General features: G+C 70.8%; 16 protein-coding genes and 1 pseudogene. 9 read left to right on the forward strand and 8 right to left on the reverse strand.

The window, feature by feature from the left end; translation table 11 throughout:
* Positions 1–54 precede the first annotated feature (54 nt).
* Positions 55–1,047: an alpha/beta hydrolase family protein gene (locus tag ACIA8L_RS02510; RefSeq protein WP_395899618.1), complete on the forward strand. Its 993-nt coding sequence runs from the start codon at positions 55–57 to the stop codon at positions 1,045–1,047.
* On the opposite strand, the gene ACIA8L_RS02515 is transcribed toward ACIA8L_RS02510, so the two are convergent.
* The 3 genes from ACIA8L_RS02515 to ACIA8L_RS02525 are packed head-to-tail and all read right to left on the reverse strand — an operon-like array spanning position 1,044 to position 3,853.
* Positions 1,044–1,355: an STAS domain-containing protein gene (locus tag ACIA8L_RS02515; RefSeq protein WP_395899620.1), complete on the reverse strand. Its 312-nt coding sequence runs from the start codon at positions 1,353–1,355 to the stop codon at positions 1,044–1,046. The two genes, ACIA8L_RS02510 and ACIA8L_RS02515, sit on opposite strands and share 4 nt — an antisense overlap.
* Before the next feature lie 10 nt (positions 1,356–1,365).
* Complete coding sequence (locus ACIA8L_RS02520; protein WP_395899622.1) at positions 1,366–2,601, reverse strand: MDR family MFS transporter; 1,236 nt, start codon at positions 2,599–2,601, stop codon at positions 1,366–1,368.
* 16 nt (positions 2,602–2,617) lie between these two features.
* The gene (locus ACIA8L_RS02525; RefSeq protein ID WP_395899624.1) at positions 2,618–3,853 is read right to left on the reverse strand and encodes an MDR family MFS transporter; all 1,236 of its coding nucleotides are present in this window, start codon (positions 3,851–3,853) and stop codon (positions 2,618–2,620) included.
* A 66-nt stretch (positions 3,854–3,919) separates the two neighbouring features.
* On the opposite strand from ACIA8L_RS02525, the gene ACIA8L_RS02530 reads away from it, so the two are divergent.
* Positions 3,920–4,672: a phosphoglyceromutase gene (locus ACIA8L_RS02530; protein ID WP_395899626.1), complete on the forward strand. Its 753-nt coding sequence runs from the start codon at positions 3,920–3,922 to the stop codon at positions 4,670–4,672.
* Between the two features lie 44 nt (positions 4,673–4,716).
* Here the strand turns inward: ACIA8L_RS02530 and phoU are convergent, their stop codons facing one another.
* The gene (gene phoU, locus ACIA8L_RS02535; RefSeq protein ID WP_395899628.1) at positions 4,717–5,379 is read right to left on the reverse strand and encodes a phosphate signaling complex protein PhoU; all 663 of its coding nucleotides are present in this window, start codon (positions 5,377–5,379) and stop codon (positions 4,717–4,719) included.
* 206 nt (positions 5,380–5,585) lie between these two features.
* On the opposite strand from phoU, the pseudogene ACIA8L_RS02540 reads away from it, so the two are divergent.
* A pseudogene (locus ACIA8L_RS02540) lies at positions 5,586–6,632 on the forward strand (sensor histidine kinase); the annotation flags it as partial.
* Between the two features lie 77 nt (positions 6,633–6,709).
* Complete coding sequence (locus tag ACIA8L_RS02545) at positions 6,710–7,393, forward strand: winged helix-turn-helix domain-containing protein (RefSeq protein ID WP_395899630.1); 684 nt, start codon at positions 6,710–6,712, stop codon at positions 7,391–7,393.
* Between the two features lie 2 nt (positions 7,394–7,395).
* Here the strand turns inward: ACIA8L_RS02545 and ACIA8L_RS02550 are convergent, their stop codons facing one another.
* A complete protein-coding gene (locus ACIA8L_RS02550; protein WP_395899632.1) occupies positions 7,396–8,028 on the reverse strand; it encodes a PilZ domain-containing protein in 633 nt (210 codons plus the stop codon).
* Between the two features lie 80 nt (positions 8,029–8,108).
* On the opposite strand from ACIA8L_RS02550, the gene ACIA8L_RS02555 reads away from it, so the two are divergent.
* A complete protein-coding gene (locus ACIA8L_RS02555) occupies positions 8,109–8,339 on the forward strand; it encodes a hypothetical protein (protein WP_395899634.1) in 231 nt (76 codons plus the stop codon).
* Here ACIA8L_RS02555 and ACIA8L_RS02560 read toward each other — a convergent pair.
* Positions 8,307–9,149 carry a hypothetical protein gene (locus ACIA8L_RS02560; protein ID WP_395899636.1) on the reverse strand — a complete coding sequence of 281 codons (843 nt, stop codon included), beginning with the start codon at positions 9,147–9,149 and terminating at the stop codon, positions 8,307–8,309. The two genes, ACIA8L_RS02555 and ACIA8L_RS02560, sit on opposite strands and share 33 nt — an antisense overlap.
* Before the next feature lie 61 nt (positions 9,150–9,210).
* Between ACIA8L_RS02560 and ACIA8L_RS02565 the strand changes: the two genes are divergently transcribed.
* Together ACIA8L_RS02565 and ACIA8L_RS02570 are read left to right on the forward strand one after the other, a co-directional pair.
* Entirely contained in the window at positions 9,211–10,140 is a 930-nt protein-coding gene (locus ACIA8L_RS02565) for a Ppx/GppA phosphatase family protein (protein ID WP_395899638.1), read from the forward strand.
* Between the two features lie 49 nt (positions 10,141–10,189).
* Positions 10,190–10,987 (forward strand): sugar phosphate isomerase/epimerase family protein, encoded by a 798-nt coding sequence (locus ACIA8L_RS02570; RefSeq protein ID WP_395899640.1) that lies wholly within the window; start codon positions 10,190–10,192, stop codon positions 10,985–10,987.
* Between the two features lie 52 nt (positions 10,988–11,039).
* Here ACIA8L_RS02570 and ACIA8L_RS02575 read toward each other — a convergent pair whose 3' ends face one another.
* The gene (locus ACIA8L_RS02575) at positions 11,040–11,240 is read right to left on the reverse strand and encodes a cold-shock protein (protein ID WP_223100955.1); all 201 of its coding nucleotides are present in this window, start codon (positions 11,238–11,240) and stop codon (positions 11,040–11,042) included.
* Positions 11,241–11,445: 205 nt separating this feature from the next.
* The gene (locus ACIA8L_RS02580; RefSeq protein WP_395899643.1) at positions 11,446–12,015 is read right to left on the reverse strand and encodes a CGNR zinc finger domain-containing protein; all 570 of its coding nucleotides are present in this window, start codon (positions 12,013–12,015) and stop codon (positions 11,446–11,448) included.
* Positions 12,016–12,093: 78 nt separating this feature from the next.
* Here ACIA8L_RS02580 and ACIA8L_RS02585 point away from each other — a divergent pair, with 78 nt between their 5' ends.
* Together ACIA8L_RS02585 and ACIA8L_RS02590 are read left to right on the forward strand one after the other, a co-directional pair.
* On the forward strand, positions 12,094–13,014 hold the full coding sequence (locus ACIA8L_RS02585; RefSeq protein ID WP_395899644.1) for a proline dehydrogenase family protein: 921 nt from the start codon (positions 12,094–12,096) through the stop codon (positions 13,012–13,014).
* A 97-nt stretch (positions 13,015–13,111) separates the two neighbouring features.
* Positions 13,112–14,530 carry a basic secretory protein-like protein gene (locus ACIA8L_RS02590; RefSeq protein WP_395901691.1) on the forward strand — a complete coding sequence of 473 codons (1,419 nt, stop codon included), beginning with the start codon at positions 13,112–13,114 and terminating at the stop codon, positions 14,528–14,530.
* The last annotated feature ends 12 nt before the right edge of the window (positions 14,531–14,542 follow it).

A 14,542-nucleotide genomic window follows, 5' to 3' on the forward strand; every position in this document is an offset into this window, starting at 1 on the left:
AAACTTAAGCCCGGCGTAAAGACGCGGGCCGTGCGAAGCCCGTAACTTCCTCGCATGCCTAGGCGTCTGCTGATCGCCGCCCTTTTGCTGAGCACGCTGGCCGGCTGCGGCACTCAGGCCGCGAATGGGGCGTCCCCGGACCCGTCCCCTTCCGCATCCGGTGAAAGTTTCGCGGCGGCGGCCGAAGAGCCCGGGGCCAACGCCGGACTGGCGGCTCAGGGGACCACGCCGTCGGCCAAAGCGGCCACCACGACCGCGCCGGCCGCGAACTCCGGCAAAGCGCCCGCGCAGACCTTCGCCACCACCAGCAGCACGTTCACGTTCACCAGGGCGGGACGGACACTGCGGACCGTCGTCTGGTATCCGAAGGCCGCCGGCCGCTACCCCCTGGTGCTGTGGAGCCACGGACTGCACGGTTCGCCCGAGGGCTACGCGGGCGTCACCCAGAAGCTCGCCGCCGCCGGGTTCGTCGTCGCCGCCCCCGCCTACCCGTTCACCAACGACAAGGCGAACCCGTTCAACCAGAACGACATGGCCAATCAGCCCGCCGACGCCTCCGCCGTCATCACCGAGGTGCTCAAGCTCGACACCCAGGCCGGCTCCCCGCTCAACGGCCGCATCGACACCGCCCACGTCGGCGCCGGCGGCCACTCCGCCGGTGGGTACACCACCGCCGGGCTGCTCTCCGGCAACACCCGCGACGCCCGGCTCAAAGGCGCCGTCATCGTCGCCGGGGGCTCCATGGGCGGCAAGTTCACCGGCACCGCCACCCCGGTCCTGTTCATCCACGGCGACGCGGACGGCACCGTGCCGTACACCAGCGGCAAATCGCTCTTCGACAGCACCACCTGGCCGAAGGGCCTCCTGACGCTCGTCGGCGGTGACCACAGCGCCGGCCTGTGGAGCACCAACGCGGCCGGCACCGCCGTGAGCAAGTCGATGATCGACCTGTTCCGCTACGGCCTGTACGGCGACACCGCGGCCAAGTCCCGGCTGCGCGGCGACGGCACGGTCAGCGGCGCCGCCAAGTACGACGGCACGCTCTAGAGAAAAAGCTCGGTCAGGCCGGTGATCTCCAGCTGGGCGTAGGCGAGCGGGCGGGGGTTGCGCAGCCGCAGCGTGCACCCGGCGCCCGCGGCCAGCTTCCAGCAGCCGACCAGCGCGCCGATCCCGGCCGAGTCCAGCAGCGTCACCGCGTCCAGGTCGAGCACCAGCGCGTCCGGGCGGAACGCGGGCAGGACGGCCCGGACCGCCTCCGTCACCTGCTCCCGCGTGGCCAGGTCGAGGATGCCGGCGAGCCGGATGACGACCGTTTCCGTCGAGGCGGGCTCCAGCGTCGCCGACAAACCGTCCACGACGGCGGCCCTACCCGGCGATCGGCGTGGCAAACTCCGCGTCGGCCGCGAGCGCCGCCTGTTCGGCCGCCACCCGGCGTTCCCGGGCCGGCTGGATCAGCAGGTGGCCGGCCGCCGCGACCAGGCCGAGCGCGCCGCACACGATCCAGTGCCAGTCGCCGAGGTACTGCAGGCTGACCCCGCCGGCCGCGGGCGCGATGAAGCTCGCCGCCGGGAACGTCAGATAGAACACGCTCTGGTACCGCCCCCGCAGCGCCTCCGGGGACAGTTCGGCGATGACCGCGGCGTTCGGTGGCGCCGCGATCATCGAGCCGGCGGTCCACACGGTCGCGGCGGCGAGATACCCGGCCACGCCGTCGGCGAGGGCGACGGCGGCGAAGCCCAAACCCAGGAAGACGTTGGCGACGGCGAGGGCGGTGCCCTTGCGCCAGCGGTCGATGAGCCGCGGGATGAACAGCTGGCCGACGACGATGAGCAGGGCCGCGTACGCCACCACCGAGCCGTAGACGGACGGCCGCAGCCCGTCGCCGGTGATGGCCAGGGGCAGGATCGTCGACGTCTGCGTGCTCACCACCGCCAGCAGCAGCGACAGCCCCACGAACAGCATGTACGCCCGGTCGGTGAGGGCCGTGTGCAGGCCCTTCTTGTTCGTGAGGACCCGGGTCGCCGGTCGCGTCTCCCGGACCTTCCACAGGATGAGCAGCGCGGTGAGCAGGGTGCCGGCCGCGTCGACGGCGAACAGCAGCGTGAAGCTCACCTCGGCCAGCGCGCCGGCCAGCACCGAGGCGACCGCCATGCCCAGGTTGAACGCCCAGAACTGCAGGTTGAAGGCGCGGCTGCGGTCGTCGGCCGGGGTCACGTCGACGATGGCGGCCACGAACGCCGGGCCCGGCATGGCGTGCATCAGGCCGAGCAGGGCGGCCAGGACCGCGATCGCCGGGATGGGCCGGGCCACGATCAGCCCGCACAGCACGGCCACGGCGCCGAAGTGGGCCAGCAGCAGGGTCGGTCGGCGGCCCCAGCGGTCGGCGAAGACCCCGCCGAGCAGGACGCCCGCGATGCCGCCGATGCCGTACACACCGACGACGAGACCGGCCACCGGGAGCGCCAGGTGCCGGGCGGAGGTGAGGTACAGCGACAGGACCAGCGCGACGAAGCCGCCGACGCGGTTGATCAGCATGCCGGTCCAGAGGTACCAGTAGAGCTTCGGGAGCCCGCCGATCGTGGTGCGGTACCAAGTGCGCACGTGCTGTTGTCCCTTTTTAGTTAACCGTCCTTACAGTTGCGATCTTATCCACTTCTCGCTCCGTCAATGCGGCCACCCGCTGGTCCCGGGCCCGGGCCGCGGCGAGGCTCCAGGCGGCGGCCACCAGCCCGACGCCGAGGCAGCCGAGCCACAGCGCGGTGTTGTTGAACCGGTCCCGCACCAGGCCGCCGAGCGTGGGCGCCAGGAACGACGCGCCCTGCCAGCTCAGGCTGAAGAAGCCCTGGTAGCGGCCGCGCATCGAGACGGGGGAGAGGCCGGCCAGCAGGGCCGCGTTGGACGGCGCGTTGAGCATCTCGCCGGCGGTCCAGACGACGATCGTCCCCGCGTACAGCAGCGGCGTGTGCGCGAACGCGGTGAGCCCGAACCCGAGGCCGAGCACCACGGCCGAGACGGGCATCACATACGCCGGCCGCCGCCGGCCGAGGATCTTGGTGACGAACAGCTGCCCGGCCACGATCAGCACGCCGTTGACGGCGATCAGCAGGCCGAAGGTCTCGCTGGGCAGGCCGTCGTCGATCATGGCGAGCGGCAGCATCGACATGTGCTGGAGCATCACCAGGGCAATGAGCAGGTTGCAGGCCACGAACCCGAGGAACACCCGGTCCTTGAGCACGGTCGCCAAGCTGCCCCGATCGTGCTCCGCGTGCTCGGTGACGTCCGGTTTCGTCTCCCGGATTCGCCACAGGACCAGGAGGCCGGCGGCCGCCGTGGTGGCCGCGTCGGCCGCGAAGAGCGTGAAGTAGCCGGCCTTCGCTGCGAAGCCCGCGGCCGCGGACGACACCGCGAAGCCGAGGTTGATCGCCCAGTAGTAGGTGCCGAAGGCCCGCATCCGGTCCGCGCTCGGCACGATGTCGGCGATCATCGCCCCGAGGGCCGGGCGGGCGGCCTCCGTGACCGCGCCGAGCAGCAGGGCCGCCCCCATGATCTCGGCCGGGCCGCGGGCCAGGCCCAGCGCCAGCAGGATCGCCGCCGACGAGAACAGCGACAGCAGCGCGACCGGGCGCCGGCCCCAGCGGTCGGCGAGGTGCCCGCCGGCGGTGACGCCGATCGCGCCGCCGACGCCGTAGAGGCCGATCACCAGACCGGCCGCGCCCGCGCTGAAGCCGCGCTGGGTGGTCAGATAGATCGTCAGGAAGATGACGACGAAGCCGCCGGCCCGGTTGACCAGCGTGGCCGTCCACAGCACCCAGAACTGGCTCGGCAACCGCTGTTTCCCCGTAATGACTGGCACGGTCTCGCATCCTTACACCTGATGCCCCGTGATGTCGAAGGCATTCGGTGCGGGAGGATTGTCTTCATGAGTGAAGTCGGGACACTGGTGCTCTTGCGGCACGGTGAGAGCGAGTGGAACGCCAAGAACCTGTTCACCGGCTGGGTCGACGTGGACCTCAGCGCCCAGGGAGAGGCCGAGGCCCGGCGGGGCGGCGAGCTGATCCGTGATTCCGGTCTGCGGCCGGATGTGGTGCACACGTCAGTGCTGCGCCGTGCCATCCGCACCAGCGAGATCGCCCTGCACACGGCCGACCGGCACTGGATTCCCGTCCAGCGCTCGTGGCGGCTCAACGAGCGGCACTACGGCGCCCTGCAGGGCAAGGACAAGAAGCAGACCCTCCAGGAGTTCGGCGAGGAGCAGTTCATGCTCTGGCGCCGCTCCTACGACACGCCTCCGCCGGCCATCGCCGACGACGACGAGTGGTCGCAGGCGAGTGACGCGCGTTACGCGGCGCTGCCGCCGGAGCTGCGGCCGAAGACGGAGTGCCTGAAGGACGTCGTGGCCCGGATGCTGCCGTACTGGTACGACCAGATCGTGCCGCAGCTGCTCAACGGCAAGACGGTGCTGGTGGCGGCGCACGGCAACTCGCTGCGGGCCCTGGTGAAGCACCTCGACGGCATCTCCGACGAGGCGATCGCCAAGCTGAACATCCCGACCGGCATCCCGCTGCGTTACGACCTCGACGCGGCGCTCAAGCCGATCACGGCCGGCGGCACCTACCTGGACCCGGAGGCGGCCAAGGAGGCGGCCGCCGCGGTGGCGAACCAGGGGCGGTAAAGGTTGCTGGGGCCGGCCTTTGCGGAAAGGCCGGCCCCGTTGCTTTACTCGGCGGCCTCGCGGTTGCCCAGCGCCTCGCCCGTGACGAGGAACACGACCTGCTGGCCGGCGTTGACCGCGTGGTCGGCGTAGCGCTCGTAGAAGCGGCCGAGCAGCGCGCTGTCGACCGCGGCCTCGGTCCCCTCGGACCAGCCGTTCGCGAACATGATCGCGAACAGGCCGGTGTGCAGCTTGTCCATCGCGTCGTCGTCCCGGTCGAGCTGGCCGGCGGCGACCACGTCGAGCTTCGAGATGGCGGTCGAGATCTTGCCGGCGATCCGGTCGGCGACGGTACCCATCTGCTCGAACGTCGCGACCAGGGGCTCCGGCACGGCCCGGGCCGGGTGCCGGCGCAGGGCGGCCTTGGCCACGTGCACCGACAGGGCGCCCATCCGTTCGATGTCGGCCGCCAGGTGCAGGGCGGTCAGCAGCAGCCGCAGGTCCGACGCGACCGGCGCCTGGCGGGCGCAGAGGTCGTAGACCTTGTCCTCGACCAGCCGGTAGAGGGCCTTGACCTCGGCGTCGCGGGCGATGACCTCCTCGGCGTCCGTCTGGTCGGCGTTGAGCAGGGCGTTCGTGGCCCGGCTCATCGCCGCGCGGACGGCCTCGGACATCCAGACGAGCAGTTTATTGACCTGCAGAAGATCGGCCCGATATTCGTCGCGCATAGTGCTCCCATCGTTGTGACCCTCACCGTATGGCCAGACCCCGGGGCATCCAGTGAACAATGGCAACCACCAGGGTGAACACTGGGCCACATGAGCCCGATTCGTGCCTCGGTGCACACTGGATGCGGTAACGGGTCTCCTACCATCGAGTCGTGGATTGGAAGTTCCGGCAGCCGAGAGCCGAGGGACCGGCGATGACCGACATCCTCGACGCGCTGCAGGTCGGTGTCCTCGTCCTCGACGAGGGCGACAAGCCTGTGCTCGCCAACGCGGCCGCCCGCGAGATGGGTCTGGTCCGGCCGCGGCAGGTGGGCGGCGCGGCCCCCACCGACGAGGCGCACACGATCGTGCGCACCCTCGCCGGTCAGGTCCGCCGCACCGGCATCACCCGCGTCGTCGAGCTCGACCTGCCGCGCCTGACTCACGGTGAGCCGCTCGGGGTCAACGTCCGCGCGGTCGCGCTGGACGACGGCCGGGTCGCGATCGAGGCGGCCGACGTCACGGAGGCGCACCGGGTCGCCCGGGTGCGCCGCGACTTCGTGGCCAACGTCAGCCACGAGCTCAAGACGCCCGTGGGCGCGTTGCAGCTGCTCGCCGAGGCGCTGCTGGACGCGACCGACAAGGACCCGGCGGCCGCCATCCGGTTCGCCGAGCGGATCAAGCACGAGTCGTCGCGCCTGGGCCGGCTGGTCTCGGAGCTGCTGGAGCTGTCCCGGCTGCAGGGCGCGGAGCCGCTGCCGGAGCCGGAGCCGGTCGACGTCGACAAGATCACCGTCGAGGTGCTCGACCGGGCCAAGACCCCGGCCTCGGCGAAGGAGATCGAGCTGCGCTTCCAGGGCGTGCGCGGGCTGACCGTCTACGGCAACGAGAACCAGCTCGTCACCGCCGTGGTCAACCTGGTGGAGAACGCGATCGCCTATTCGCCGGAGCGCACGGCGGTCACCGTGACCGTCGCCGAGGACAACGGCTACGTCGAGATCGCCGTGGCCGACCAGGGCATCGGCATCGAGCCCCGGGACATCGACCGGATCTTCGAACGGTTCTACCGCGCCGATCGGGCGCGCTCCCGGGCCACCGGCGGCACCGGGCTCGGACTCGCGATCGTCAAGCACATCTCAACGAACCACGGCGGCCGGGTGACGGTGACCAGTGCCGTAGGAGTTGGCTCGACGTTCACGTTGCGGCTGCCTTCGCGTCCGACAGAGGCCGCGCTGGCGCTACCACCGTCAGTTGAGATCGGAGGGGCCCCATGATCGTTACGCAACAGCAACCTACCACCCGCGGTTCGCAGCGCAGTGCGGCTCCCCGGCAGCTACGAAAGGACAGCACGTTGGCGCGCGTACTCGTGGTCGAGGACGAAGAGTCCATCTCGGATCCCTTGTCATACATGCTCCGCCGCGAAGGCTTCGAGGTGTCGATCGCGGCGACCGGCACCGAGGCGATGACCGAGTTCGACCGCACCGGCGCGGACATCGTCCTGCTCGACCTCATGCTCCCGGAGATGTCCGGCACCGAGGTGTGCCGGCAGATGCGGCAGAAGTCCAACGTGCCGATCATCATGATCACGGCCCGGGACAGCGAGATCGACAAGGTCGTGGGCCTGGAGATCGGGGCCGACGACTACGTCACCAAGCCCTACTCGCCCCGCGAGCTGGTCGCCCGCATCCGCGCGGTGCTGCGCCGCCAGGTCGACGCCGTCGGCGAGCTGGCCCCGCCGACGCTCTCGGCCGGCCCGGTGCGCATGGACGTCGACCGGCACGTGGTGACCGTCGGCGGCGACGCCGTCCAGCTGCCGCTGAAGGAGTTCGAGCTGCTCGAGCTCCTACTGCGCAACGCCGGCCGGGTGCTCACCCGCGGCCAGCTGATCGACCGCGTCTGGGGCGCCGACTACGTCGGCGACACCAAGACCCTCGACGTGCACGTCAAGCGGCTGCGCTCGAAGATAGAGCCGGAGCCGTCGGCGCCGCGCTACATCGTCACCGTGCGCGGCCTGGGCTACAAGTTCGAGCCCTAGGCCTACCCGGCATTTGCCACCGATTCGCGGTTGCGCCTGCGCTCCTCCATCTCCCGGCGCAGGACGTAACCGCGGATCGCGCGGCCGATCAGCTCCGTCGACTCATACGTGATGATCACGTCGTAGGTGGCGTTCTCGTGATCCCGGCGGACAAACAGGACGGTCCCGCGCAGGGTGATCGTCTCGGTCTCCAGCGAGACCTTCACGTCGACCCGGTCGTCGCGCTCGAAGCGGTCCTCCGTCATCCGGCACCGCGCGCCGCCCTCGGACAGGTCGATGATCCGGCCCTGGTACGTCGTGCCCCCGTGGACCACCTCGACCCACTCGCCGCCCCCGCCGCGCACGTAGTTGCGCCGGGTCTGCAGCCGGATCGAGCCGACCGCCTCCAGTGACCAGCGGGGCGGCTGCTCCCGGCTGAGTTCCACGAGGCGCACGTCGACGGCCTGCCGCCGGTCACCGTTCACCCAGGCCAGCTCCATCGAGACGCCGACCTTGGGCAGATCGGCGGATTGGACGCCGAACGGCGCGGCCACGGTCAGGCGCTTGCCGCTCATGTCCTCGACGCGGGACTGATAGGCCTCACCGTCCATCAGCACCACGTCGACCAGAGCGTTGATCGCGGGCAGGGTCGTCACGCCGGGACCTTCGGCTCACCCGGGCGAGACTTGAGGACTACGGACGCCCGACACACCTCGCTGCCGTAGCGTTTTCCCTGGTGCGCAGCTTCAACACCGGCCCGGCCGGCATGCTCATGATGGTCGTCGGCCTGCTGCTGGCGGTCAGTTCCGCGTATACCGCCTTCACCCAGTCGCGCTGGCCGATGCTGCTGCCGAGCATCCTCATCGGCCTGTCGCTGATGGCCGTCGGCTACTCCCTCGTCGCCCGGGCCCGCCGGGCCCGGTCCCGCGCCGACTCAGACGGGCCGGATCGGGATGAGCTTCAGTGACCGGGAGCTGGACGTGGCCGGGTGCTCCGCGATCATGCCCTGCTCGGCCCGGGCCACACAGAGCTCGGCCAGCCGCGCGTAGGCGGGCTTGCCGATCAGCGCCGTCAGCTCCGGCTCGTACTCCTGGTAGAGCCGCTTGGCCCCGACGTGCGCCTCCGGCGAGGAGGTGCACCACCAGTGCAGGTCGTGGCCGCCCTCGCCCCAGCCGCGCCGGTCGAACTCGCCGAGGGTGGAGACGAGCACCTTCGTGTCGTCGGGCCGCTTGCGCCAGTCCTGGTCCCGGCGGACCGGCAGCTGCCAGCAGACGTCCGGCTTGTACTCCAGCGGATGCACCCCGTCGCGCAGCGCCTGCCCGTGCAGGGCGCAGCCGCCACCGCCGGCGAAGCCCGGATCGTTTTGGAAGACGCAGCCGCCGCCGGCCCGCGTGGCCGTGCGCAGCGCCTTGTTCTTGCCGTCGATGGTGTCGGTCTCGGTGTACCGCTTGAACCCGCGCCGGTAATGCTGCCAGTGCTCGGGGCTCAGCCGTTTCGCCGCGGCCCGCACCCGCTCCTGGTCGTCATCATCGGTGAAGAACGCGCCGTGCGAGCAGCAGCCCTCCTCGGCCCGGCCTTCGATGATCCCGTGGCAGCCGTTGCCGTATACACACGTCCAGTTGGACAGCAGCCACGTCAGGTCGGCCCGGATGAGGTGATCGGCGTCGGCCGGGTCGGTGAACTCGATCCACTCGCGCGGGAAGTCGAGGCTCACTTCGAGATCGCGCGGCTCGGGCTCTTCGAGGCCGTCGACCTCGACCGCGACGTGGATGTCCATTTGACGAAGCGTACGCCGTGCTGCGCATGCCTTCGAAACCCCACGCGGATACCGTTTGACCATGCGACTCGGCGTGCTCGACGTGGGCTCCAACACGGTGCACCTCCTGGTTGTCGACGCCCACCACGGTGCGCACCCCTGGCCGGCCTACTCCCAGAAGGCCGAGCTGCGCCTGGCCGAGCGCATCGGCAAGGACGGCGACCTCACGAAAGCCGGGGCCGACAGCCTCGTCGCGGCCGTGAAACAGGCCCGCGCCGCCGCCGCCCGGCTGGAGGCCGACGACCTGCTGGCCTTCGCCACCTCGGCGGTGCGCGACGCGAAGAACTCGGCCCGCGTCCTGCGCCGCGTCCGCGAGGAGACCGGCGTCGACCTGCAGGTGCTCTCCGGCGAGGCCGAGGCCATCATGACGTTCCTGGCCGTGCGCCGCTGGTTCGGCTGGTCGGCCGGGCGGCTGCTGGTGATGGACATCGGCGGCGGCTCGCTCGAGCTCGCGGCCGGCATCGACGAGGAGCCCGACGTGGCGTTCTCGGTGCCGCTCGGCGCGGGGCGGCTGACCCGGGAGCGGCTGCATGGCGACCCGCCCTCCGCCTCGTCCGTGGATGAGCTGTGCGAGTACGCCCAAACCGAACTGCACAAATCGGCCAAGCGCCTCCTGGAGGGCGGGTGGGACCGCCCGGTCGCGACCTCGAAGACCTTCCGCACCCTCGCCCGCCTGGCCGGGGCCGCCCCGTCCGGCGCCGGCCCGCGGGTGGTCCGCCGGCTCACCCGCACCGGCCTGCACCAGGTGCTCTCCTTCATCCGCCGGATGCCATCGGCCGCCCTGGCCGAGATCGACGGGGTCAGCCCGGGCCGCGCGCACCAGATCCTGGCCGGGGCGGTGGTGGCCGAGGTCACGATGCGGACGCTGGGCATCGACGAGGTCGAGATCTGCCCGTGGGCGCTGCGCGAAGGAGTGATTCTGCGCCGCCTGGAAGTGCTCGAGTCCGCCTGATCGAGTTGATCGACGAGAGGCGCTGGGTGATCGGGGCTAGCCTGGTTGTGTGAGTCGCCAAGTTCCGGTCCTGCTGTCCACGTCCTCGGTCTTCCCCGAGCCGACCGCGGCCGGCTTCGAGATGGCCGCCCAGCTCGGCTACGACGGCGTCGAGGTCATGGTCTGGTCCGACGCGGTCAGCCAGGACGCCGGCGCGCTGGCCGGGCTGGTCAAGCACTACGGCGTGCCGGTGCGCTCCGTGCACGCGCCCTGCCTGATGGTCACCCAGCGGGTGTGGAGCCCCGACCCGTGGGTGCGCCTGCGCATGGCCGCCGAGCTGGCCCGCACGCTCGAGGCCGACGTCGTCGTCGTGCACCCGCCGTTCGCGTGGCAGCGCGACTACGCCCGCACCTTCTCCTCCGGCCTGCTGCGACTCGGCCGGCAGTTCCCGGGCATCCGCTTCGCCGTGGAGAACATGTTCCCGCTGCGCGGCGTCGGCCGCGAGTTCGTGCCTTACGCGCCGGGCTGGGACCCGACCCTGACCGGCTTCGACGCCTACACGCTGGACCTGTCGCACTGCGCCGCGTCCCGCACCGACGCGATCGCGCTGGCCGACACCATGGCCGGCAACCTGGCCCACGTCCACCTCGGCGACGGCTCCGGCAAGGCCCGCGACGAGCACCTGGTGCCCGGCCGCGGCACGATGCCCTGCGCGCAGCTGCTGTCGTCGCTGGACGCGCGCGGCTTCACCGGCTCGGTCGCGGTCGAGGTCGGCACCCGCAAGGCCGGCAGCCGCGCCGAGCGCGAGGCCGACCTGGCCGAGTCGCTGCGGTTCGCCCGCCAGCACCTGGCCGTGCCCGTGGCATGAAAAACGGCCCTGACGTGCTGGGCAGCCGGGGCCGTTTTTGGAAACGTCAACGTCAGATCTTGCGTACGGCCTCCGCCTGGGGGCCCTTGGGACCCTGCTTGATCTCGAATTCGACGCGCTGGTTCTCGTCGAGGCTGCGATAGCCGTCCGACTCGATGGCAGAGAAGTGGACGAAGACGTCGCTTCCGCCGTCCACGCTGATGAAGCCGAAGCCTTTCTCAGCGTTGAACCACTTCACGGTTCCCTGGGCCATGGTGCTGTTTCTCCTTCGTAGGGCGTTGTGATCCGGTGATGAACCCGGTGTCGGGGGCCGATCCGTGGGAGGGATCGGCACCGCATCGCCCTACCCCGCGTGTCCCAATCGCGGACGCGCGGTAAAGCGAACCACAAGACGCAAGATATGCCGAAGAGACCAGCGCCGGGGCGTTTTCCAGGACTTATGCGGCCGTAACCGCGACTTATGCGGTCACGACCGCTCGATCGGCTTCACCCGCCAGCGGCGCGCTGGTCTCCGCGGCGCGCTTGCGGGCGCGATGGGCGGCGACGTGGGAGCGGGTCGCGCAGCGCTCCGAGCAGAACCGGCGGCAGCAGTTCGAGGACGTGTCCAGGTAGACGTTGCCGCAGCGTTCGTCGGCGCACACGCCGAAGCGGGTGCTGCCGTGCTCGCACAGCCACACCGCCAGGCCCCAGGCCGCGCCGGCCAGGAGTTCCGAGCTCACCGACGAGCCCCGGCCGGTCACATGCATGTGCCAGTCGTGGGTGTCGTGACCGGAGATGCGAGGCTGCATCGGGTATGCCTCCAGGAGCGCGTTGAGCTCCGCGACGGCCGCGACATCCCGGCCGGAGGACCCGTGCTCGAACACCTCGCGCAGCCGCTTGCGGGCACGGCGGAGTGCGACCAGATCGCGCTCCGTCGCCTCGGCGGTCTGCCAACTGTCCTCGCCGAAGAGTGCGGCGAGATCTTGCATGCTTTCGAGCGGCGCGTTGACGATGTCGACGGCGGTCCGCGCATACGCGTCGAAGTCCACCCGACCAAGGTAGTCAAGAAATGCCACAGTGGCGACCACGCGTCACCGGACATCGTGAGTTCTGTTTACGCTCGGCACATGCTCAGATCGGTCATCCTCGCCGCCGCCCGCTCCAACAGGGTCGAGCGGCTCGTTGAAACCGCCCCGGTCAGCCGCAGTATTGTGCGCCGATTTATTGCCGGGGAGCACGCGGAGGACGCGCTACAGCGCACCCGCGAGCTGGCCGCCGACGGTCTCGCCGTCACGATCGATTATCTGGGGGAGGACACCACCAATCCCCACCAGGCCGAGGCGACCCGGGACGAATACCTGAAAATCCTCGACGCGCTGCACGCCGCCGAGCTGACCCCGGCGGCCGAGGTCAGCCTCAAACTCTCCGCGCTCGGCCAGCTTTTCGACGAGAAGGTCGCCTACGAGCACGCCCGCGCGATCTGCGCCAAGGCCAGCGAGTCCGGCACCACGGTGACGCTTGACGCCGAGGACCACACGACGACGGACTCGACCCTCGAAGTGCTGGCCCGGCTGCGTGGGGAGTTCCCGACCACCGGGGCCGTCGTGCAGGCCTACCTGCGCCGCACCGAGGCCGACTGCCGGGAGCTCGCGGTCGCCGGCTCCCGGGTCCGGCTGTGCAAGGGCGCCTACAAGGAGCCCGAGTCGGTGGCCTACCAGACCCGCCTCGACGTCGACAAGTCCTACGTGCGCTGCCTCAACGTGCTGATGGCCGGTGACGGCTACCCGATGGCGGCCACCCACGACCCGCGGCTGATCGGCATCGGGGAGGACCGTGCGAAGTGGTACGAGCGCTCGCCCGACGAGTTCGAGTTCCAGATGCTCTACGGGGTGCGGCCGGAGGAGCAGCTGCGCCTCGCCCGGCTGGGCTACACCGTGCGGGTCTACCTTCCGTACGGGACGCAGTGGTACGCGTACATGATGCGCCGCCTCGCCGAGCGCCCGGCCAACGTCGCGTTCCTGGCCAGGGCCCTGCGATCGCGGGCGTGAGAACGTCCGGCCGATCGCCGGCGAAACGGGCATCTGTCACTTCTCGTCCGTATGGGTGACGCGACGGCTTGACGGGTTCACGTACGGTCCGGCGGTGATGCTTGAGGATGGAGGGCCCGGCGCGGACGTCGCCGCCCGGCCCTCGATCCCGCAGCAGCGCGGAGCGTCCCGGCACCGTTACGTTGCGCAGCCTTCGGGGGCGCGCCGGGGTACGGTGCTGCGGACCGCCCTGCTGGCCGCGCTGGCCTTCCTGCTCCTGGCCCCGGCCGGTGCGATCGCGTTCGCCGCAGTGCGATCCGAGCGGGCCACCACCACCGCCGCTCAGGGCCTGGCCGGGGCGGCCGGGCACGACACGGCCGGGCGGCCGAACGCCAAGAACGGCGGCACCCAGGCCGGCGCGCCCGACGCGACCCCGGGCGCCAAACCGACCACGCTGGACGGCCGGATCCGCCAGGCGCTGCAGGACCAGGCGGCCGCACTGCTCGCCGGCGACCAGGACGGCTTCCTGCGCCCGGTCGACCCCGGCGCGGGCGGGCTGCGCGACGACCTGACCCGCCGGTTCGGCTCGCTGCGGCAGCTGCAGATCAAGGTCTGGCAACCCACCGTCGAAGGCCGAGCCAAAGCCGATTCCGGGGGTACAGCCAGTGCGACCGTCCTGATCAAATACTGCTTCGTGGCGCCGGCGTGCGACCCCATGAGCCTGGAAGCGCCGACGAAGTGGAAGGTCGCCGGGGCGGCCGTCACGCTGCTCGAGTTCGGCACGTCGAAGGACCTGGGGCCGCGGCCGTGGGAGGTCAGCGAGCTGCGCACCGCGGTCGGGGACCGGGTGGTGATGTCGACGACCGCGAAGTACGCCAATCGCCTGCCCTCGATGCTGGCCGCGGCGGAGAAGGCGGCCACGCTCACCGACACCTTCGCGCACTGGGGGTCGCCGCCCGCGCGGTACGTCGTCTACCTGGCCGGACCCGACGAGTGGTCGTCCTGGTACGGCATCCGCCAGGAGGCCTGGGTGGCCGGCTTCGCCCTGCCGCTGACCGCGAGCGCGACGGAGATCGTGCTCAACGCCGCGCGGGTCGACACCAAGCAGACCCTCGACGTCCTGCGCCACGAGTTCACCCACGTCGTCACCCTGGCCGGGGTCGAGAAGGCCTACGACCACACGTGGTGGCTGGTCGAGGGCATCGCGGAGTACGTGCGCGTGAAGGGCAGCGGCAAGCCGTTCGACGGGCTCGGCGACGTGCGGACCTACGTGCGCAGCGGGCACTGGAAGGGCGACATCGCGCTCGACGACCCGCCCGAGGGCGCCACCACCGCCGACGTGAGCGGCCGCTACGGCGTGGCGTACCTGTCCCTGCAGCACCTCGCCGACCGCTTCGGCGAGGACCGGCTGCTCGACTTCTTCGACTACGCCGCCCGGCAGGGCCTGGCCCTGGACGACTCGGCCCGCAAGGCCTTCAGCATGAGCTGGGACGACGTCGAGTCCGATTGCGCCCGGTACGTCCGGGGTCACGTTTAGCGCAATCACGTA

Origin of the sequence: Dactylosporangium sp. NPDC051541 (genome assembly GCF_044454505.1) — a bacterium.
GTDB lineage: Bacteria > Actinomycetota > Actinomycetes > Mycobacteriales > Micromonosporaceae > Dactylosporangium.